Genomic DNA, 19,766 nt, shown 5'->3' on the forward strand with positions numbered 1-19,766 from the left:
TGCCTCCGAAGAGGCCCCCGTAAGGGGCTGGTGACGCACCTGGGCCAGGCGTGCCCAGATGACCCCTCTCGCCACGGTTACAGAAGACTCGTCTGTTGGCGCACCGCCCGACACCCCAACGGGCTTTTAACCACCAACGGCAGAGCCAGGGACTGAGGTGGCATCCCTGGGTGCCATGATCTTCCGAACGTAGATGCGTCCTCTCCCGGCCTGCGGGATCAGCATCTCAGGCTGGACAACGGGACCAACGTCAACCACGGGAGCAAGCCCCCGCGTTCTACGCGTGGGGTCGTTGACTTGTTTACTCTTCTTCCTCTATGTGCCATTGGGAGCCCTGGGGAGTATCTTCGATCACTATGCCATAGGTACTAAGCGTATCGCGCAAGCGGTCGGCAAAGGGCCACTGCTTCGCGGCACGTAGGTCTGTGCGAATAGTCACCAGGGCATCAATAAGTGGCGCGGGAAGCGCTCCCGCCAGGTTCTGCTCCTCAATACGTGGATCAAGGGTCTCGCCCGGCGCAAGCAATGTCTCAACATAGATTGGGTTTCCCACTGTGGAGAGTGCCTGCCGTTGCCCCTGCGCGACCGCTTCCGCTCCCAGCAACGTTAAGGGAAAGCTCTCACCCGCCTGGAACTCCACCATCTGACCCTCACGGATGATATGGACGCCTCCCTTGCCCTCAACGGCGACCTCGCCCGTGACAAAGTCCAGAATACAGGCGGTATGCTCATCGATGCCAAAGACAACCACGTCCTCCGGCAACTGCTTCAGCATCTTGCTGAAACGCTCGCGCCCCATATAGCAGAAGCTTGTATCCAGGTCGGCCCCACCCTCATTGTTATTCCAGTGCGGCACAATCGCCAGGGTCATGCCAAAGGGTTTGAAGAAATCCAGCCCCTGATACCAACTCGGCTCATCACCAACCTTGAAAATCTCATAGACTGGAAGGCTATAAGAACCCATCGCAATAGAGGCCGCACTGGAGACATAGAGCGCGGTACCGTTAGCATGTGCCTGGCGGATGGCATCAAAATAGGTCGTTCCCTGTAGTTCGCGTATCATATACGTTGGGCTGCCTGGCCCGGCAAGGATGGCGCGCGCATGTGTGATGGCTGCTAGCATGGCGGCCCCGGTCTCGCTCTCCTGCTCCTCCTGGCGCGTCTCAATGCGTTGCGGCTGGGGGCGAAACTCACCTAAGCGCTCCCGCAAAAACTGCACAATCTTCTCCGCGACCAGCACACGGTTAGGCTGAAAACCAGCAGGCGTATCTAAAACCGCGATGGTCCGCGGTTCTTCTAAGCGAGGTAGCATCTGACTCAGCACGCGGCGTCCAACCACGGTCGTTTCACCTGATCCTAGAATCGCGCATTGTCCTGGCATAGTCTGCAAAGTTCGCCCTCCATTTGCTATTTGCGTCTATAACAAGCTCAATTTCCTGGTTAACCTCTTTACTATTCTGAGAGCTCCCCGCTAAATGCGAGGAAGAGCACGTGCCTCTTGCCAGGCGGGGGTAGCCCGCATACGCCTCAAACGCTTCTGGCCTTCGGAGAGGATAGCATTGTAGAACTGGCGAGCCGCTTCCAGGTGGGCACGCAGGCGTGCGGCTTGCCCTGGATCGACCACCAGAGGCAGTTCGAGCAGAAAGGTGGGGGTCGCAAGTCGTTTCTCCTGCTGTTCTTTCTGCTTGCGCGATCCTGGCGTGTCTTGGGCATCTGCGCTCCACCTTCAAACACATACCTGTGATCAGTAATAGTACGTCTATTCTAGCAGAGAGACCAGAAGAACACAAGTTCTTAAGGCATTCTTTTTCCTGTTCTCTTCACGCACGCTCGTGGGAGAGCATTTCGTCTCACAGTTCTCATTACCCTTGTGCTTTTAGTGCTTCAGCACATTTTGGGAATGCTTGCCAATCTCGAGGTGCAGCTTCCGAGCGGAAATGTCTCAAGCTGGGTCTTCGGGAAGAGCATCATCATTCAACTTCATATCTATCTCGGGACGCTGCTGATTGTCGTTGCACTGGTGGCCTTGATTTTGAGTTTCGTCGCGCGGCATCCTGTTGGGATCATCGCAGCCGTTGCTGGCTCCGCTCGTCTTTGCCTGGCTCAGTGGGGTCCAATTTCTTGCCACCCAGCAAAATGACCTGGAACTTCGGATGGCACTTGGCTTTATGGGAGCTTTCATCGCCTACCTCCTTGGCTACTTCTTCTCGGGAGTCCATTCCCAAAGGCCGTCAATCTGAACATCACTCGCTGTCCCCTGAGCATGAAAGAGAAGAGCAGATCTAACAAGGAAAGGGACAGGGTTCACTCCCTGCTTGTATGGCTGCTTCCACATTCTCGTTTTCACAGTGCAGCGCAGATACGTGCGCTTTTTGAACAGGCGGACCTGGATGTAGAGGCGCAGCCAGCTCCTGTTTCGCGCTTTGTGTGTATCACCATCGGGACGCGCGCCAGCAGATGATTGGCGTCGATTTCTTCCATGGCTTCTCAACATCCGTCGAAGTCGCACCTAATACCAAGCTCACGCTTGAGTGTGTACGGGAACAGGAACAGGTTTCGGCAAGTTTGGCCGATATGGCAGCCGACATTGTTGCTGGCAAACAACAGGTGGCGCTCGACCTTCGGCGATCGTTCACAGTTGAGCAGTTTGCTCCAGATGGAGAGTGAGGCCGCTTCTCCTGAGGAAAGTAGCGTAGAAGCGAAGCCAACTCGCACTCGACGGTGTAAACTTTGACATGAAGCTGTTGATTTTCTTGGGAATTACTCTGTCGATGAGAGATGCCCTTCCTTGACCAGCTACGGAGAAGTTGGCGAAAGCGCGCCAATAGATCTGATTATTGAGTTTTTATTCCACTAGTGGTATATTCCACACGTGAAATATTAAAGATAAAGGGGCCTCTCTATGCACCCAATTTCGAATGTAGAATTCATGCTGCTGCAAATGATCGAGGAATGTCGTCAGGCTTCAGGGTACGATATCAAGAAGTTAGTCGATCAACGCGGTTATCGGGAATGGACGAATATAGGCACGACTTCGATCTACGCAGGACTGAAGAAGCTGAGTGATAAAGGTTGGATCGTAACCGAGGAATCCGACGAAAAATCCGGTAAGGGGCCTATGCCGAACCGTTTTGCCCTCACCGAAGCCGGTATTGCCAAGCTGAAACAAGAAATCCTGGACAGCCTGTCATCTGCGCGAGAGCGCGACAGTCGCTTCGATCTCGGCCTGGCTGCTTTACCTTTTGTCGGGAAGGACGAGGCCGTGGAAGCTTTGCGGAATCGGTTGGATTTTCTTCGAGAGACTTCAAAAAAAATAGAGCAAAAGTATGAATCGCAAGGCGGCGTTCGATTGCCGTTGAACGTAAGAGCGCTGTTCTTGCATCCGATAAGCCTCATCGAGAGCGAGCGAGCGTTCGTTGCCAATCTCATTCAAGAATTGTTGGAGGAGACAGAGGAATATGGGCAAAATCATTGACAGTTTCGTTTCCTATCAAGGCGAACATTGTGAAACGACAGCTATGGGTAATTTGCTGCAATTTGCGGGAGTCCAGCTGTCGGAACCGATGCTGTTCGGACTCGGGCAAGGGCTCGGATTCATATATTGGGACTCAAAGGGGATGGACTTTCCGTTCATCGGAGGAAGGGTGAAACCGGATGAATTGACGGCCAATCTCGCCGCCCGGCTAGGGTTGACCGTCAAAATTCAAGAAACGTCGTCCGTCGATAAAGCGTGGCAGAACATATGGAGCTGCATCGAACATGGAATTCCGGTCGGGCTGAAATTGGACTCCTATTACTTGGACTATTTCACGAACAAAGTGCACTTTGCCGGTCACTATGCGGTCCTATACGGTATCGATGACGAATACGCATATATGGCGGACACCAGACAACAGGGCGGACTGGTGAAGACGCGTTTGACCAGCTTGGCCGCGGCCAGAAACGCAAAGGGGTCCATGAGTTCCCGAAATCGTTCTTTTACGCTCGAGCCAATCGACGCCTTGCCGCCGCTCGTTCCAGCTGTACGCGCATCCTTGTCCAAGAATTCGTATGACTATTTGAACCCGCCCATTCGCAATATTGGGAAAAAAGGCATAGTCAAAATGAGCAATGAAATCTTGAAGTGGCCTTCCCGTAGCAACAATATCGAACATGATTTATGCCTGACCGCTTTGCTGATGGAGCGTGCTGGAACCGGCGGCGCTTTGTTTCGGAATCTGTATCGGGATTTCCTGAAAGAATGCGTCGATCTGTTGGAAGACCCGAAAATCGAACAAGCCTACCGTTTGTTTACGGAAATCGCTCCAATGTGGGTCAGTGTTTCTGCTTCGATCGACCGTGCGGGAAGAACAGGTAACCAACAGGAGCTACAGCAGGCGTCGAAGCTTTTGCTCGAGATTGCGGATAAAGAACGCGCAGCCATGGAGCTACTATCCTGACAATATTGCCCTTGTACCCCCTCCGGGACCGGATGCCTCAACATACAAGGCTCCGTGGAGTCGTCTGAGAAGCAGAAAGCCTGTGCCTCAGCCGACTCCGCAGAGTCCTGACCTTGAGTGATCCATCATATCTTCCAAGCTCCGCTGCCTCGCGTGTCGGTTCTCCGCGCGAACGTGCTGTGAGCTGAACTGGCAGCGGCAAAGCATCTCCCTGGTCAAAAGAGGCCATGAGGAGAAAGATGTAAGGTCATTCATGATAGCATATGGCGTTTGTTCGTTCCAGGGGAAATGGGGAAGAAACTGTTCAAACTGAGTTTCAGCTCGACTTTTTCTCAAATGTGGGTTGCGTATGAATCAGATGAAAAACCACATGAAGGGCTTGGAGAGACATAAACGTCCATTTAGGCCTATTAGGCCCGCCGGAGAAATTTACAAGCGCTTTGGCCTCTCGTCAGCTTCTTCAGAAAAGCGGGGTGCCATTGCCCTTTCCAGCTTTGCAACAGATTGGTCGCGAAACCTGTTCTTTTGACCAGTGTCACAAAGATGAGTGTCTGCTATATTTTTGTAGTGAGCAATCACCCTAGTTCGTAAGGCATTGGAAGGAGGAACGTTTTTTCTGATGAGAACACGTCGATACATTTTGGAGGCGGCAGAACGCATGCTGCAAACAAAGGGCCTGGCTCGCCTGACCAGTAAAGAAATTGCGGAGGCTGCTGGATGTGCTGAAGGAACCCTGTATAACCACTTTGAGACCAAGGAAGCATTAATTCTGGCGGCTATTGAAGAAAACCAGCCGGAGTTCTTCACCGTGGTTGGGGGGGATCGCATTGGAGAACGCTCCATTGAAGAAAATATCCAGGAAATCGCCCGGGCTGCCATTCGTTATTACCAAAAACTCCTCCCATTGACGACAGCGTTATTCGCCGACATGGACCTGCTGGCTCACTTTCGCCTCTGGCTGCAGGAGCACCAACGTGGACCATTGGGACTCTACGAGATCGTTGCCAGCTATGTTGCCGCTGAGCAGCGTCTGGGTCGTCTCAAGCCAGAGATCGAGCCGTTTGCGTTCGCGGCGCTGCTGCTAGGTCCCTGCCATCAGTATGCTTTTATCCACTACTTTCAGGGGTTCAATCCTTTCCCTGTCTCCGAAGAGCAGTTTGTCGCTGATCTGGTGCAGACGCTCTTGCAGGGAGGCATCCCTGTGAAGTAAATCGTTCGGGGAAAGCTTTCTCTTGGTGAAGTCCACTGTTGAAGAGGAAGCCTTTTCCCGGGGATGTGACATTTTCTCCGACGTCTCTTGCTTGAGATCACAGGCCGTCGACATCACTACCGGTCATCCAGAAGACGAGTAGTTCGTAGAAAGGAACGAGAACTCTTATGATTAACGCAACCTTTCCTTATCCTAAAAAGTTTCAAGAGGTGCTTGGACTACAAATGGCCTACGCAGAGGTTGGGAGCGGCGACCCGATTGTCTTCCTGCATGGGAATCCAACCTCTTCCTACCTCTGGCGCAACATCATCCCCTACCTGGAGCGTTTCGGACGCTGTATCGCTCCTGACCTGATTGGCATGGGTGATTCGGCGAAGTTGCCCCACAGCGGTCCCGACTCCTACACCTACCTCGAGCATCGGCGCTACCTGGATGCGCTTCTTGAGCAGCTCGACGTTCGGGAGCGCATCACCTTTGTCGCGCATGATTGGGGCGTTGCCCAGGCCTTTGACTGGACCCGCCGTCATCCGCACGCTGTGAAAGGGATCGCCTATATGGAAGGGGTTGTGGCTTCCATGAACTGGAACGAGATGCCTGAGCGCGGACGCAAGATCTTCCAGGCCTTGCGCTCTCCGGCAGGGGAACAGATGGTCCTGGAACAGAACTCGTTCATCGAGGTCAACCTGCCCGCGACCATTCAGCGCACCTTGAGCGAGGAAGAGATGAGCGCGTATCGCCGCCCATTTGCCGAGCCGGGAGAAGGGCGGCGTCCCACTCTCTCCTGGCCGCGCCAGATCCCCTTTGAGGGTGAGCCTGCCGAGGTTGCTGAGATTGTCGCAACCTCTGGGGAATGGCTCTCCCATAACCCCATTCCCAAATTGTTTCTGCGCGCCGATCCAGGCAACCTGACCCCGAGTTCTCTGGCGGTTTGCCGGGCCTGGCCCGCGCAAACCGAAGTCAGCGTGCGCGGGCTTCATTATCCCCAGGAGGACTCTCCCAAGGAGACGGGGCAGGCACTAGTGAATTGGATGCAAACCCTGTAAGAAAAAAGGATAAGAACAACCATGTCAATTCATATGACGCGAATGATGCAAGCAATGCTTCTGCATAGTTATGGGAGCTCGGAATTGCTCCAGTTGGGGGAGACCCCTCGCCCGGTCCCGGAGGATGGCGAAGCGCTGGTGCGGGTCTATGCCGCAGGTGTGCATCCCATTGATTGGCAAATCCCTCAGGGAATGTTCAAAGAGTCTCAGCCCGTCACCTTTCCGTTTATTCCTGGCATCGAAGTGGCAGGGGTGGTCGAAGAGGTGGGAGCAGGAGTGACGCCCGAACTGCTCGGACAGGAGGTTTTGGGGCAGGTTGCTCATGGGGCTATGCCGAGTATGTCTCAGTTCCCGCGAGCGTCCTGGCACGCAAGCCAAAGACCTTGAGCTTTCTTGAGGCAGCCGCCTTTCCGTTTGGCGCAGTCACTGCCTGGCGCGCGCTCTTCGACATTGCAGGAGTGACCGCCGGACAACAGGTGCTGATTCAGGGAGCCACCAGCGGCATGGGTTTGTTCGCGGTGCAACTGGCGAAATGGAAGGGCGCCCGGGTGATTGGCACCGCTCCGGCGAGGTATCACGAGTTTGTGCGCTCTCTTGGTGCAGAACTGGTGGTGGATTCTACGACGATCCCTGCGGAGCGGATGGACCTGGTGATTCTTGGACCTGGCGCAACGGTGAGCAGCGCGCTGGCAGCTCTGCACGACGGAGGAACGCTGATGTCGAATGCGCAGTTGAGCCCCGAGGAGCGTGCGCAGGCACAGGCGCGCGGAATCCGGACAGTGACCAGTCGTGGGACGACCGCAGTCCCCCTGGATCAGCTCGTCCAACTGGCGGAGGAGGGCTTTCTCAGGGCACCGGTGGGCAAAGCGTTTGCCCTGCGCGAGGCGGCCCAGTCTCATGCCTACGCGCAGAGCGGTCAGGGCTTTGGGCGCTTCGCGCTACGCGTCGTGGAAGAAGATTCCGTGATGTTTTGATTGACTGTCATGTAACACGTATGCGTATGTTTCTCTTCTTTTATTGTTTTCCATTTTTGCCTATTGAAAAGGAAAGTACGATGTCTACCAGACACCTTGTTGACCCTGAACTTTTGCCCATGCTTGATCATCTTCCTGATGTACAATTCACCACAGAATCCCTGGGGCAAATCCGAGTCATGATGAAGCAGAGTAGGCGGCAGCCTGTGAACAGCCCCGAGTTCGCCAGCATTGCTGTCAGCGAGCGCTTCGTCCCCGGTCCAGAAGGAGCACCTGAGGTACGAGTGCTGGTGTACCTGCCGACCACTGTGCAGGGGCCACTGCCCGCGTTGCTCTGGACCCACGGGGGTGGGTACGTCATGGGCGCGCCTGAGCAGGAAGATCTCCTGGTCAAGACCATGGTGTCAGCCTCCGGGTGTGCTGCCGTCTCAGTGGACTACCCTTAAGCATAGAGCTTATACATGGTATTTTCCTTCTCATGAAATAGACATTCAGGTAGGCCATGCCGGGTGCAGTGCCTCAGATTAATTCCTCTCATGTAGAGGAACCATGTGCTATACTAGTGCAAAAATACTAGACGGAAAAACAGGCTACCTCCTTTCCCAGCGAGAGTAGGTGCGTCGCCGTGCCCTCGAATGAGGGTTTACAAGCACTACTGGATCTGTTGTACCATGAAAGGAAGAGTGAGCGATTTGGAATGTCGCGCCGGATGTGGGGCCTGCTGTATCGCGCCCTCTATCAGCACACCAATCCCTGGTATGCTACAGGGTAAACCCGCGGGCGTGCGTTGTGTACAGCTTACCCAGGATAATCGTTGCCAGATCTTTGGCAAACCAGAGCGCCCCCAGGTCTGCCGCCTGCTCCGCCCCTCCCAAGAGATGTGCGGTAACTCACGCGAGGAGGCGTTGACCTATCTCATTCAACTTGAGCGCGCGACGGCGCCTTAGTATGTCAAATCAGCAAACCATCGCTCACAGCCCACCTTTTTGAATCCATCAATTGGCGACGCCTCTTGTTTGGAGAAACCAGTCCCACAAGTCAGAGAACGCTCTCCACGGGGTCAGATTGACAGTCTGCGAGAAGGCTTGCTTGCCAGTCACGTTTTTGCTATACTCACCCATGTTGGGGCGTTGGGGATGAAACCTGTTGTGTACAAGGAGCCTATGCCAAAACCACCTGCGCATATACTTCTCTGGTCTGCCGAGCATCACCTGTATGTTCTGCATACCCCTGACTATCCACCACAGCCGAGGACGCCGGAGAATGAGGAAGCATGGCACATCTGGTTGACGACCCATTCCTCCTTCTCCTTCCAGGGGCAACATGCTCATCTGAGCGTGCTGAAAGAGGCTCGGCCACGCGGGACCAGCTACTGGTATGCCTACCACACAAGCTCGGGACAGACCAGGAAACGCTACCTTGGACAAAGTGCGACCGTGACATTTGCGCGTTTAGAGGAGGTGGCACAGGCCCTTCATGGGTTCGATCAGGATCTGTCATTAGCACCTTCGCACGCGTCTGTCTCCCCTGTCTCCTTGCCGACAACGCACGCCAATAAAGCAAGCCCTTCCAGCACTCTACAGCCGGGCAGTGAACTCAGAGCTACGATGGTAGTGACCAGGTTCTCTCCCCCAGGGCCGCCCACCATGCTCGTTGTACGGGAGCGGTTGCTCTCGGTTTTGGATGGAGCCCTCTCTCACCCACTGACCTTGCTCTCCGCCTCCGCTGGCTGGGGCAAGACGACGCTGCTCTCAGCATGGGCGCGTAGGTATCCCCAATCGGTTGCATGGCTCTCTCTGGAGGCGCTAGATAATGACCTGAAGCGCTTCTGGCTCTCGATAATCATGGCACTTCGCAGATGTCGACCAGAGATTGGGGCGCGTGCACTGACCCTGCTACAAACGCCTACACTGGAGCCTCTTTCTACCAGCCTGACAGCCCTGCTCAATGAATTGGCTGAGATACATGCAGAGACCTCGCCCATCCTGCTGATCCTGGATGACTATCACGTCATCGATGAGCCAACCATTCACCAGTCTCTGACCTTCTGGCTGGAGCATCTACCATCTCATGTGCACCTGGTGCTAGCTAGCCGGGTAGACCCCGACCTTCCCCTCTCTCGCTTCCGTGCGCGCGGGCTTTTGGGCGAGATACGCGATACTGATCTACGCTTCACGCAGGAAGAAACGCACCTCTTTCTCACTCAGAGCATGGGACTCATCATCTCGGAGGACGATACCACGCTACTGAAAACCCGCACTGAGGGCTGGATTGCAGGCCTGCAACTGGCTGCCCTCGTTCTGCAAAAACACACTGATCCCTCTGCCTATGTGCAAACGTTGAGTGGCAGCCAGCGCTTTTTGCTCGACTACCTGCGCGAAGAAGTTCTCGCGAGTCTGCCATCAGAGCTGCAAGACTTCTTGCTACAGACCAGCGGACTCCACCGCTTGAGTGCCTCGCTTTGCGATGCCATCACGGGCAGAGAGGATAGCGATCGCCTGCTTGAACAGGTGGAACGGGCCAACCTCTTCCTGCAACCCCTGGATGAGAATCGGCAGTGGTACCGCTATCACATGCTGTGGGCACAGGCGATGCAACACGAAGCTCGACGTCGCCTGGGAGCGGCCACCGTACGTTCATTGAGCAACAAAGCCAGTCAGTGGTATGAACAACAGCAGATGCTTCCGGAAGCGATTGAGGCAGCCCTGACATGCGAAGAGTTTTCCCGGGCGGCGATGCTGATCGAGCGGTTTGTGGCTCCAAACAGCTTTCACAATGAGTACCATCTGCTGCGCTCCTGGTTGGGGCAATTGCCAGAGGAAGTGGTGCGAATCCAACCAGAACTCTGTTCCCTCTCTGTTATCGCTATGATGTTTACAACAGATCGGCGTTCACCTGCCATCCAGGCACGTTCTGAGCAGCTCCTCCAGTGGGCTGAACAGGGCTTTGAGGCACAAGAGCAATGGGAACAACTGGGAGACGCGTTAGAACTCCACGCCGAGCTTGCCTTCTATCAAGAAGATTTCCCCCATGCGCTTGCGTTAGCTTACCAGGCACAACCGCTCCTTTCCAGGGACAGCTTCCTCTATCCCGACAATATGTTGGCGAACGCGTTAGAAGCATTCTTTGCAGGTGAGGTGGATGTGGCCAGGCCGTACATTCTAGAAAGTCTCGAACTATCGAAACGCATCGATTCTCTTGTGAATATGTTTTCTACGTTCCTCTACCTGGGAAGCGTATGCCTGGAAAAAGGCGAGCTGCAGAAAGCCTCCCACTACTACCATCAAGCCCTATCCTACGTTGAGAAAGACCAGGAGCTATCCCGACGGCAATTTCTGGCAACCGGAGGCATGGATCCTTTCTTCACCTCGTGGGCATATCATAGCCTCGCTCAAATTTCCTATGAGCGAAATGAAATCGCCAGGGCGCAACACTATCTCTCGCAAGCACTGGCTTTGAGAGAAAAGCCGGAGGAAGAGGTCCACGTTTTTACATCGGGTGCGCTCATCCAAGCCCGCCTTCTGCAGTATGCTGGAGAGACCGCCCAGGCTCAGGAGTTGCTCTTGAAGTGGGAGAGAAACGCTCGCTTTTCCTGGCCTTTGAGCACGATACGCGTCTATCTGGCACGGCTGCAACTGGCACAGGGAAATCTGTCCGCAGTAGAGCAATGGATCCAGGAAAAGGAATACGCTTTCGGTTCCCGAGTTTCCAAACAAGAGCAAGGCCTGCCGCTTTTGAAACAGCAGGAAGAAGCCCTGCTCCTCGCGCGTTTTCACATTGCGCAAAAGAAGGGGGAGACGGCATTAGAAGTGTTGGGTTTCTGGAGAGAAAAGGCCCAGGCTCAGGGGCGCAAGCAGAGCGTTTTGATCATCCAAATCCTGGAGGCTCTGGCTCACGTTGCCTGTAAAGAACAGATGCAGGCCAGGTCATCTCTTCTCCAGGCATTACGACTGGCACACCCTGAGAACTATCAGCGCGTCTTTCTGGATGAAGGCCCTGCCATGGAAGCTCTGCTAAAAACGCTGCTGCCAGAACTCCGCGAGGCCTCCCTGATCTCCCATGTGCGCACCCTCCTCCAGGCATTTGCTCAAGAACCTGGTACCCAGCTCGCAAAAGAGATACTACATCCCAGACAGAACCCATTACTCCTGGAGCCGCTCAGTGAACAGGAGCAACGAGTCTTGCGTTTGCTGGTTGCCGGGAGATCCAATGTCGAGATTGCTCGCGAACTGGTGATCTCGGTGAATACTGTAAAAACTCATGTCCAGGGCCTCTATCGCAAACTCAATGTCCACAATCGTGTTGAGGCCAGCGAGGTAGCACGAAACCTGTCTCTGCTCTGAGCTCCTCGCTTTTCCCTCATCCACTCATAACCATCACAACAGGTGATGTCTACGTCTGTGTTGGGAGAGAGCTTAACCAACATCATTTACTGTTCAAGGAGATCATGGATTGCGGAGAGGACCTCCTCCGGAGTGACAGTGTCGACGAAGGATTCCTGGTGCTCACACTCCTCAAGCATGCAATCCTTGCCACAGACGGGGCAGTGCATCTGGAATGAGGCACAGGTGCGATGCCCGGTGCTGGTGATGGGGCCGGAGGTCACCAGGTTCATACACCAGTAGATACCCACCGTTGAGGCCCCGACCGCCCGGCGAGGTGCACAGGACCCGAGTCGTTGGAGACCACCAGGCGGCAGCGCGAGAAGAGAGCTGCCAGCCCTCCCAGGGAGAGCCGCTCGTACAGGTTCAGCGCTTCTGTATGCATAGACGCCAGTACGCTCTCAACAGTCGCCTTCTCACTGCCAGTCCCAATGACCGCGACCTGCATTCCCAGTGCGGCGAGGTGATCGCCCACCTGGGCGAAACGCTCAGCCGCCCAGCGCCTACGGGGGTCGCCCGCCCCCGGATGGAGAATCACCAGCGGCTTCTTCTGCTCTGGTACGACACGCTCGGCCTCTTGCAAATCTTCAGGCATCACATACACACGCGGCTCAAGCTGCGTCGTGGTCGCCCCTACCAGTGAGACCACCTCTAGATACCGCAGGATTTCATGTTGGAAGTAGACATAGGGGACCCAGCGATCCAGCGCCACAGCATCAGGAGTCTTCAAGCCCAGCGTCGTACGCGCCCCCAGGCTATGCGTAAAGGGATTTGAGTAGCGCCCACCACCATGCAACTGGATCGCCAGGTCAAAGTGCTCGTCTCGCATGGCCTGGAAGAAACGCTCCAACTCCTCCTGATCATTCTGAAACGTCTCCTTCTCGCCGACGCCCGCGCAGGGAGGCGCCACAACCACGCGATCCACAGGACCCGGCCTATCGCGCCAGACGCCTGGTGCCATTTCTTTGCCAGGAGCACAATCTCCGCCTTGGGATAACTAGAGCGCAGAGCCTCCAGGGCAGGCAGGGTAAAGATAAAATCGCCAAGTGCGTTGGCCCTGAGCACCACTATCTTCTGTATCCCTGTAAGCCTACTCTTCTGCTGCTGGTACATGTGCATTTCTTCTCCACTCCTGATTCGAGGGCTGGCATTATTTCAAATTACTTCAACCAAATTACGTGAACGTACCTCCCCATAGAATGGAGAGGCTTCTACGCAGTTGCCCGCGTTGGCCGCGTCCCGACCGAAAGCTGTTTTCGTCCGATACCGAGGATGACCTTCGCTGAGGCCGTATCCCGATCCAGTTCACACCCACACGTACAAGAATGCCACCGCTCTTCTAACGTCTTCTTGCGTACATTCCCGCAATTCGGGCAAATCTGGCTGGTGTACTTAGGATCAACTTGTACGAGAGTACGCCCGGCCCATGCTGCCTTGTACGTACACATTCCCACAAATTGACTCCAACCAGCGTCGGCTATTGATTTGTTTAATCCCGCTTTGGCCGCCGCCCCATTAGGCAAATACTGTCCTGTCTCTTCGTCCTGCTTCGGCTTGGGCTGTTTCACCAGATTGGCCATGGTGAGATCCTCAAGCACGATCACTTGATAGCGATTGACGAGCTTTCTTGAGGCTTTGTGAGCGAAGTCGGCACGCTGATTGCGGACCTTACGATGGGCCTTTGCCACGCGCTTCACTGCCTTCGCTCTGCGATGACTGCCGCGCTTCTTGCGAGACAAGGACTCTTGTAGCTTCTTGAGCTTGTTCTCTGCTCTCCGATAATGGCGCGGGTTCTCAAGGAATTCACCATTGGACAAGGCGGCAAAGTGAGTCACACCCAGGTCTATCCCTACATCCTCATAGCTGCTAGGCAAGGCTTCCGGCTTGTCCACTTCGCAGCTAAAACAGGCATACCAATGCTCTCCCTCGCGCTTGATGGTCAAGGTTTTGACTTTGCCTATCATGTCTCGATGCAGGTGCAGTTTCACTGTTCCAATCTTCGTCAATTTCAGATTGACTCTGACCATGCCCTTCTTATCAGGCGGGCGTGTTTGTTGATCCAATTTCCAGCCAGCGCCGTCCGGGTAGGTAAACGAGTTATAGCGGTTACGACCCTGAAAACGCGGGTATCCTGGTTTCTGGCCTTTGGCACAGCGATCAAAAAACCGTTGAAATGCCTTGTCCAGTCGTTTTAACACATCTTGCAGGACATGAGCAGCGATATCCTGATACTCTTCTCTGATCTTTGCCTTGATCTCTGGAAGGACATTTTGTTGATCATAGTAGGTGATCGATTTGCCCGCCATACGGTAAGCATCCTTCCTCTCGGAAAGACCCGCATTGTAGAGTTCTCGACAACGTGCCAGAACCCAATGGAGTTTGTTCTCCACCGTCTTATTGGGAGCTAAACGGTACTTGTACGTTTTTCTCATGTCCCTTGTCCCAACTCGATATATTTTTTGACGGTTTCCTCGGTCATGTCTCCGACGGTGCCAACGTAGTAACTGCGAGACCAGAAATTCCCACCCCACAGTTGTTTTTTGACTTCGGGATGCTGCTTAAAGACTTGTCTCGCAGTAATCCCTTTGAGGGTATTAACAATGAGAGAGGGCGCAATAGCGGGTGGCGCACTCAAAAAGAGGTGAACGTGGTCTTCCTGTACATTGAGTGCGCCGATCTCCCAAGTATTCGCCTCACATAATCGCCTGATTTCTTCCTCAATAAACGTGGCGATATTCCCCACCAGAATAGTCTTGCGATACTTGGGACACCATACAAAATGGTATGCTATTTTATATATGGCATGCTTCGTATGTTGTTCTCTCATACGCTCTATTCTAGCATGGTATGCCATACCATGCTAGAATAGAGCGAGAGGGGCCGCCTAACCCCTGCCTGAAGGCGAGGGGAATGCGGCGGCCCGGCCTTCAATCGAAGTCCATACTGCTTCTTTCACGCCCAAGCTGGGCCGCAGGTGTACACACATACTCACTCTAAAGGAGGAGATACATTTCCCTACTTCGATGGATGTATAACCTCACCCCCTTAGGTATACTAATTTGACCTAAACGTGTCCTGCTTAGCAGACGGAGCTGACCTATGGAATACTTTGATCTTCATCCACGCGATGTTGAGAGCGCACACATTCAGCAGAAAATTGAGGACCTGACAGAACGTATCGACGCGATTGATGACGAGATTCTCTTCTACCAGGATCGCATGACGGCCTTCCAGAATACTAATGAGTTCTTTCGCGTCCTGCATCGCATTGATGGACTGACCCGTGAGGAGAACCAGCTTTACAATGAACTCAACTATGAGAAGCAGAGGTTCTATGAGCGCCGCGCGACATCTGAACTTTCGCCCTACCAATCACCCCCTATCGATCGTTCTTTGACTGATAGGTAGCTTCCTCTCGCCTGACGGGGGAGATGAATAGCGCTCCCCCGCTTCTCTACGCCTTTTTTACCAGAGAATACCACTTGCCTGGTAAAAAGTGCCGTCCTCAAACGTGATAGAGACTGAAACTTTGCGTGCGAGGACAAATAGCTATGTACTTTGCTACCTGGTTGGAACAGTATCAATTCGAGAAGTTCGTTCTTGATGTCGCGATTGCTACGCTTAAATATGGGGGAGTGACCTCTCAACTCTCCAGCTACCAGTTCTTAGATCCTATCGATGCCTGGGGTCTGCCAAAATATCCGGATAAGACACTCATTCTCAATCCCGAGGCCAATATCGCTGAGGGTTTACATAACTTTATCCAAACGAATGAGAGTTACCTGCGCGAGCCTGACACCTGGTTGGGGACCTGGATCAATCCAGATACACTCTGCTGCTATCTGGATGTGACCCTGATCTGTCCTCGCCTGGAGGAAGCGCGGCGCGAGGCCATCCAGCGCAGCCAGACAGGGAAGCGACCCGTCCTGGCGCTCTATAATTTCAAGCACAACAAGACACTCTATCTCAACCAGCCAACAATGTAGCGTCTACTTCAGCAATGTTTGTAAGGCACGACGCTACTAAAGTACGCGTCTACATATTACTCACATATGTAGACGCGTACTTTAGTAGCGTCGTGCCTTATTAGCTTTGGCTAGCGGTGGGCTAGCATGAATTTTTCGAGATCGTGCAGTTCGCTATCGCTCAGGCGATACTCTGCCGCGGCGACCATGTCCTCGATCTGGGCAGGGCGGCGCGAGCCGACGATGGCGGCGGTAACTGCTGGATTGCGCAGCGTCCAGGCCACAGCGACCACGCCTGCGGTGACGTTATGCGCCTGGCCAATCTCCTGCAACATATGCGCCAGTTCCAGGTTGCGCGAGAGAGCAGGCTCCTTAAAGTTGTCGGCATTCTTGCGCCAGTCATCCTCAGGCATCTGCTCGATGCGCTCCTTCGTCATGCGGCCAGTTAGGAGGCCCGAAGCCATGGGCGAGTAGACAATCACGCCGATATCGTTCTTCTCACAATAGGGGAGAATTTTCCTCTCTACGTCGGGACTAAGCAATGAATAAGGCGGCTGCAACGTCTCCACAGGGGCGATGCGCTCGGCACGCTGCATCTGCTCAACATTGAAGTTTGAGACGCCGATATGGCGTACCTTGCCCTCGCGTTTCAGCTCGGCCAGCGCACTCCATCCCTCCTCGATATCGGGGTCGGGATTTGGCCAGTGAATCTGGTAGAGGTCAATATAATCAACGCCCAGGCGTTTGAGGCTGGCCTCGGCCTCGCGCTTGATGGAGTCCGCCTTCAGGCTATTGCTTATCTGGCGCTTCTCATCCCAGACCAGGGAACACTTGGTGAAGATAAGGGGCCTCTCACGACCTTTGATGGCCTTCCCAACGACCTCTTCCGAATGGCCCAGACCATACACGGCAGCGGTATCGATCCAGTTAATGCCCAGGTCCAGGCCGCGCTTAATGGTGGCGATAGACTCCTGGTCATCCTGAGAACCCCAGCCGGCGTCCCAACCGCCTCCACCCATGGCCCACGCTCCAATACCAAGCGGAGTGATCTGCATATCGGTTTTGCCAAAGCGGCGAGTTTGCATATCGTTTTCCCCTTACTACCTTTCGAAAACCTGAGCGCGGAGCGCTAGTCACGGTAGTGACGTTGGTTTTCGCATAAGAAGGACACTACTACATAAACAACAGGTAAGCACACGACCAGTTTACAGACATTATACGTAGCGTATCCGCACAACGGATACATAGGGGAGAGAGAGTCCATGCAAGCTTGGACCCTACAATTCAAGTTTCGCGCCCGCCTGGAAGACGCGTGGTTCCACATTAACTGCGAAAAGCGTCACGCTCTGCTGGCCCATAACGCGCCAGGTCGCATTGCGACCATCTCGTGGCTCATAGGTGCGCACCAGGGCAGTATTCTCATCGATACCTACAAGTACACACCCTTCGGGCGCGCTCGCGATAATCCTCTTCTGCAACTCTTCGCCCATCCAGTGGCGCATGCGATCAAAATGTGGGAAGACCACAATATGCGGCACAAGCCCAAGAGCCTTGGTCCAGCGCGGCTCCTGGCCAGCGCGAATATCGCGAATCGCCAGGGTAAAGCCACCCATGGCCATAGCGCCCGCGCTACAGCCCGCCAGTGACATGCCCCCTCGATACGCGGCCTCGATGCGCCTCCAGGCTTCTGACTCACGCATCGACTCAATTACATGCTGGGGATCACCACCCGAGAAATAGGTTAAATTGCTCTCCTCAAGCAGCGCGACCTGCTCGGGATCATTCGCGCTCTGATGATCAATAATCCGTGTTGCCCGCACCTCTTTGACGCCCAGGCGCCGGAAATGCGAACTTCCCAGGCCATTCCAATAATTAGGGCCATTGGCCTCCAGACCGCTGGCCGTAGGCAAGAGCGCAACCCGGCTCTCTTTCACAGCTCCGCCCCGCGCCTCTAATAAGTAGGTATCCACCTCATTCATCACATCCAGGTACTCGCCCGATCCCAGCAGGGCCAGCATCCCTGCATCTGTATACTGCTCCATATATATCTCCCCAGGAAACATAAATTGCTATTGTCTCAAGCATAGTCTCTATCATACATTGAAATAAATCAATACCACATTTTCTGGATATGGTTCTCCATAATGGTTAATGCATCCCGAAATTGCCATGTAATCATGCAAGCACATGTCTACGCATAATGGTACCATGATATGTAGACGCGTGCTTGAGCAGCGTCGGTCTAATTTCCACAGAAAGGGGACGCGCTATGAAGATGTATCTCGCTATGCAGAGAGAGCTGGTCGTCGTTGAGCAGGCTGGTGAAGGCTGGCAGACCCACTCATTTCTTGAGGGCTTGCAGCCAACCTGCCTGGCGGTCGATCCTTTTAGGCCGGAGATCGTGTATTGTGGCACCTTTGGGCGAGGACTCTGGCGGAGCGCAGATGCGGGCAATTCCTGGCAACCCGTTGGTGATGCCGGAGCTGCTATGGAACCATACAATAACGATGGCATCACCCAGTCCCATATCACTTCGCTCGCGGTCAGCTCGACCGAGCAGAACCAGGGCTATGGTGTGGTGTACGCTGGCACTGAACCAAGCACTATCTATCGCTCTGATGATGGTGGGCTGAGTTGGCGTGAACTGAAAGCCTTGCGCGAGCTACCTTCCGCGCCCTCCTGGCGCTTTCCGCCTCGCCCCTACACCAGCCATGTGCGCTGGATTACGCCCGATCCCAGGGTGCCGGGACGCCTCTTCGCGGCCATCGAGGCCGGCGCGCTTGTGCGCAGCCTGGATGGTGGCGAGACCTGGGAGGATCGCGTCCCCGATGCCCCTATCGATACCCATACCCTGGTGATGCATCCCCAGGCACCCGACCGCCTGTACTCGGCGGCGGGTGATGGTTTCTCCTCACCAGGACGAGGCTACAGCGAGAGCTATGATGGCGGACAAAGCTGGCAGCGACCCGACGAGGGCTTGGAACAGCACTACCTCTGGGGCCTGGCGGTCGATCCCGCCAATCCAGATACCATTGTGGTCTCCGCCTCGCCGGGTCCCTATGCCGCCCATCACCAGCGCGAAGAGGCCCAGTCCGCCATCTACCTGAAACAAGCTGGCCAGCCCTGGCGACGCATCTCGGATGGACTCCCCGATATAGAAGGAACGGTCGTACCCGTCCTGGCAAGTTACGAGGCCGAACCCGGCGTCTTTTACGCGCTCTGCAACCGTGGCCTCTACCATTCAGTCGACGCAGGCCAACACTGGAAGGCACTTCCCATTCCCTGGAAAGAGGAGTACCTCACCCAACACCACCAGGCCCTCGCCCTCAGCCCAATCTAAACAACACCCAGCAGTAGCCGCGTACGCCAGTAGCAGACCCGCTACTGGCGTACGCGGCTACTAGATGCGGCTACTCTGCTGAACCGGTGACTTCGGCGATGATCTCCTGGTCATCAGTTTTTTGTAGCGAATCACAATCACATCCACAAACAGAATGACCATCGAGACACACCAGATAACGGTTACCGCCGCTTGCAGAATGTCATAGATGATAGTTGAAAGGTCGGCGGGCTTGAGGCCAGCATTTAAGACATACGGAGCCAGGATAAAGTCCGCGCGAGGTCCGAGAATGGCTGCGCCAACCTCTCCCTTGTAGTTGATAAAACAGGTGGTTGTCAAAAAAGGCAAAATCGGTAAGGATGGCTCAACAACACAGTAGCACAGCAGGACGGTCAGAAAACAGCCAAGCATGA

Annotated in this window: 21 protein-coding genes and 2 pseudogenes; 14 read left to right on the plus strand and 9 right to left on the minus strand. The window is 54.6% G+C overall.

Translation table 11 applies throughout. The annotated features are described in order from the left end of the window. Window positions 1-126: 126 nt before the first annotated feature. The 3 genes and pseudogenes from KTE_RS49175 to KTE_RS42220 form a co-directional block, all read right to left on the minus strand. Window positions 127-258, minus strand: a complete 132-nt coding sequence (locus KTE_RS49175; protein ID WP_255553069.1) for a hypothetical protein — start codon at window positions 256-258, stop codon at window positions 127-129. A gap of 43 nt (window positions 259-301) precedes the next feature. Beyond that, on the minus strand, window positions 302-1,381 hold the full coding sequence (locus KTE_RS42215; RefSeq protein WP_236601052.1) for a Type 1 glutamine amidotransferase-like domain-containing protein: 1,080 nt from the start codon (window positions 1,379-1,381) through the stop codon (window positions 302-304). 96 nt (window positions 1,382-1,477) lie between these two features. Continuing rightward, window positions 1,478-1,713: pseudogene (locus tag KTE_RS42220) on the minus strand (AAA family ATPase); the annotation flags it as partial. Between the two features lie 187 nt (window positions 1,714-1,900). Here KTE_RS42220 and KTE_RS42225 point away from each other — a divergent pair. From KTE_RS42225 to KTE_RS42275, 11 genes are all read left to right on the plus strand, one after another. After that, window positions 1,901-2,140 carry a hypothetical protein gene (locus KTE_RS42225; protein WP_201392781.1) on the plus strand — a complete coding sequence of 80 codons (240 nt, stop codon included), beginning with the start codon at window positions 1,901-1,903 and terminating at the stop codon, window positions 2,138-2,140. A 287-nt stretch (window positions 2,141-2,427) separates the two neighbouring features. Then, window positions 2,428-2,667: a hypothetical protein gene (locus KTE_RS42230; protein ID WP_201392783.1), complete on the plus strand. Its 240-nt coding sequence runs from the start codon at window positions 2,428-2,430 to the stop codon at window positions 2,665-2,667. Window positions 2,668-2,902: 235 nt separating this feature from the next. After that, on the plus strand, window positions 2,903-3,475 hold the full coding sequence (locus KTE_RS42235) for a PadR family transcriptional regulator (protein ID WP_201392785.1): 573 nt from the start codon (window positions 2,903-2,905) through the stop codon (window positions 3,473-3,475). Further along, window positions 3,459-4,439: a BtrH N-terminal domain-containing protein gene (locus KTE_RS42240; RefSeq protein WP_201392787.1), complete on the plus strand. Its 981-nt coding sequence runs from the start codon at window positions 3,459-3,461 to the stop codon at window positions 4,437-4,439. Before KTE_RS42235 ends, KTE_RS42240 begins: the two co-directional genes overlap by 17 nt. A gap of 619 nt (window positions 4,440-5,058) precedes the next feature. Then, the gene (locus KTE_RS42245) at window positions 5,059-5,649 is read left to right on the plus strand and encodes a TetR/AcrR family transcriptional regulator (RefSeq protein WP_201392789.1); all 591 of its coding nucleotides are present in this window, start codon (window positions 5,059-5,061) and stop codon (window positions 5,647-5,649) included. 167 nt (window positions 5,650-5,816) lie between these two features. Continuing rightward, window positions 5,817-6,692, plus strand: coding sequence for a haloalkane dehalogenase (locus KTE_RS42250; RefSeq protein WP_201392791.1), 876 nt, complete (start codon window positions 5,817-5,819; stop codon window positions 6,690-6,692). Between the two features lie 21 nt (window positions 6,693-6,713). Further along, window positions 6,714-7,079: an alcohol dehydrogenase catalytic domain-containing protein gene (locus KTE_RS42255; protein WP_201392793.1), complete on the plus strand. Its 366-nt coding sequence runs from the start codon at window positions 6,714-6,716 to the stop codon at window positions 7,077-7,079. Continuing rightward, on the plus strand, window positions 7,076-7,666 hold the full coding sequence (locus KTE_RS42260; protein ID WP_201392795.1) for a zinc-binding dehydrogenase: 591 nt from the start codon (window positions 7,076-7,078) through the stop codon (window positions 7,664-7,666). Before KTE_RS42255 ends, KTE_RS42260 begins: the two co-directional genes overlap by 4 nt. Before the next feature lie 80 nt (window positions 7,667-7,746). Continuing rightward, complete coding sequence (locus tag KTE_RS42265; RefSeq protein WP_201392797.1) at window positions 7,747-8,112, plus strand: alpha/beta hydrolase; 366 nt, start codon at window positions 7,747-7,749, stop codon at window positions 8,110-8,112. Between the two features lie 225 nt (window positions 8,113-8,337). After that, window positions 8,338-8,613, plus strand: a complete 276-nt coding sequence (locus KTE_RS42270; protein ID WP_201392798.1) for a YkgJ family cysteine cluster protein — start codon at window positions 8,338-8,340, stop codon at window positions 8,611-8,613. 216 nt (window positions 8,614-8,829) lie between these two features. Continuing rightward, on the plus strand, window positions 8,830-12,009 hold the full coding sequence (locus KTE_RS42275) for a LuxR C-terminal-related transcriptional regulator (protein ID WP_201392800.1): 3,180 nt from the start codon (window positions 8,830-8,832) through the stop codon (window positions 12,007-12,009). Between the two features lie 86 nt (window positions 12,010-12,095). On the opposite strand, the pseudogene KTE_RS42285 reads toward KTE_RS42275, so the two are convergent. From KTE_RS42285 to tnpA, 3 genes and pseudogenes are all read right to left on the minus strand, one after another. Next, window positions 12,096-13,167, minus strand: a pseudogene (locus tag KTE_RS42285) (glycosyltransferase family 9 protein). 92 nt (window positions 13,168-13,259) lie between these two features. Next, window positions 13,260-14,480, minus strand: coding sequence for a transposase (locus KTE_RS42290; RefSeq protein ID WP_236600480.1), 1,221 nt, complete (start codon window positions 14,478-14,480; stop codon window positions 13,260-13,262). Continuing rightward, window positions 14,477-14,875 (minus strand): IS200/IS605 family transposase, encoded by a 399-nt coding sequence (tnpA, locus tag KTE_RS42295; protein WP_201379051.1) that lies wholly within the window; start codon window positions 14,873-14,875, stop codon window positions 14,477-14,479. The genes KTE_RS42290 and tnpA overlap by 4 nt, the downstream gene beginning before the upstream one ends. A gap of 272 nt (window positions 14,876-15,147) precedes the next feature. Here tnpA and KTE_RS42300 point away from each other — a divergent pair, with 272 nt between their 5' ends. Continuing rightward, window positions 15,148-15,456 (plus strand): hypothetical protein, encoded by a 309-nt coding sequence (locus KTE_RS42300; RefSeq protein ID WP_201392806.1) that lies wholly within the window; start codon window positions 15,148-15,150, stop codon window positions 15,454-15,456. 143 nt (window positions 15,457-15,599) lie between these two features. Then, the gene (locus tag KTE_RS42305) at window positions 15,600-16,034 is read left to right on the plus strand and encodes a hypothetical protein (protein WP_201392652.1); all 435 of its coding nucleotides are present in this window, start codon (window positions 15,600-15,602) and stop codon (window positions 16,032-16,034) included. Window positions 16,035-16,144: 110 nt separating this feature from the next. Here KTE_RS42305 and KTE_RS42310 read toward each other — a convergent pair whose 3' ends face one another. Together KTE_RS42310 and KTE_RS42315 are read right to left on the minus strand one after the other, a co-directional pair. Further along, complete coding sequence (locus KTE_RS42310) at window positions 16,145-17,098, minus strand: aldo/keto reductase (RefSeq protein ID WP_201392809.1); 954 nt, start codon at window positions 17,096-17,098, stop codon at window positions 16,145-16,147. A gap of 192 nt (window positions 17,099-17,290) precedes the next feature. Next, entirely contained in the window at window positions 17,291-18,055 is a 765-nt protein-coding gene (locus tag KTE_RS42315) for a Type 1 glutamine amidotransferase-like domain-containing protein (RefSeq protein WP_201392811.1), read from the minus strand. Window positions 18,056-18,282: 227 nt separating this feature from the next. On the opposite strand from KTE_RS42315, the gene KTE_RS42320 reads away from it, so the two are divergent. After that, a complete protein-coding gene (locus KTE_RS42320; RefSeq protein WP_201392813.1) occupies window positions 18,283-19,353 on the plus strand; it encodes a glycosyl hydrolase in 1,071 nt (356 codons plus the stop codon). 60 nt (window positions 19,354-19,413) lie between these two features. Here KTE_RS42320 and KTE_RS42325 read toward each other — a convergent pair whose 3' ends face one another. After that, entirely contained in the window at window positions 19,414-19,764 is a 351-nt protein-coding gene (locus KTE_RS42325; RefSeq protein WP_201392814.1) for a hypothetical protein, read from the minus strand. Window positions 19,765-19,766 lie beyond the last annotated feature (2 nt).

Source organism: Ktedonobacter sp. SOSP1-85, assembly GCF_016587415.1.
Taxonomy (GTDB): domain Bacteria; phylum Chloroflexota; class Ktedonobacteria; order Ktedonobacterales; family Ktedonobacteraceae; genus Ktedonobacter.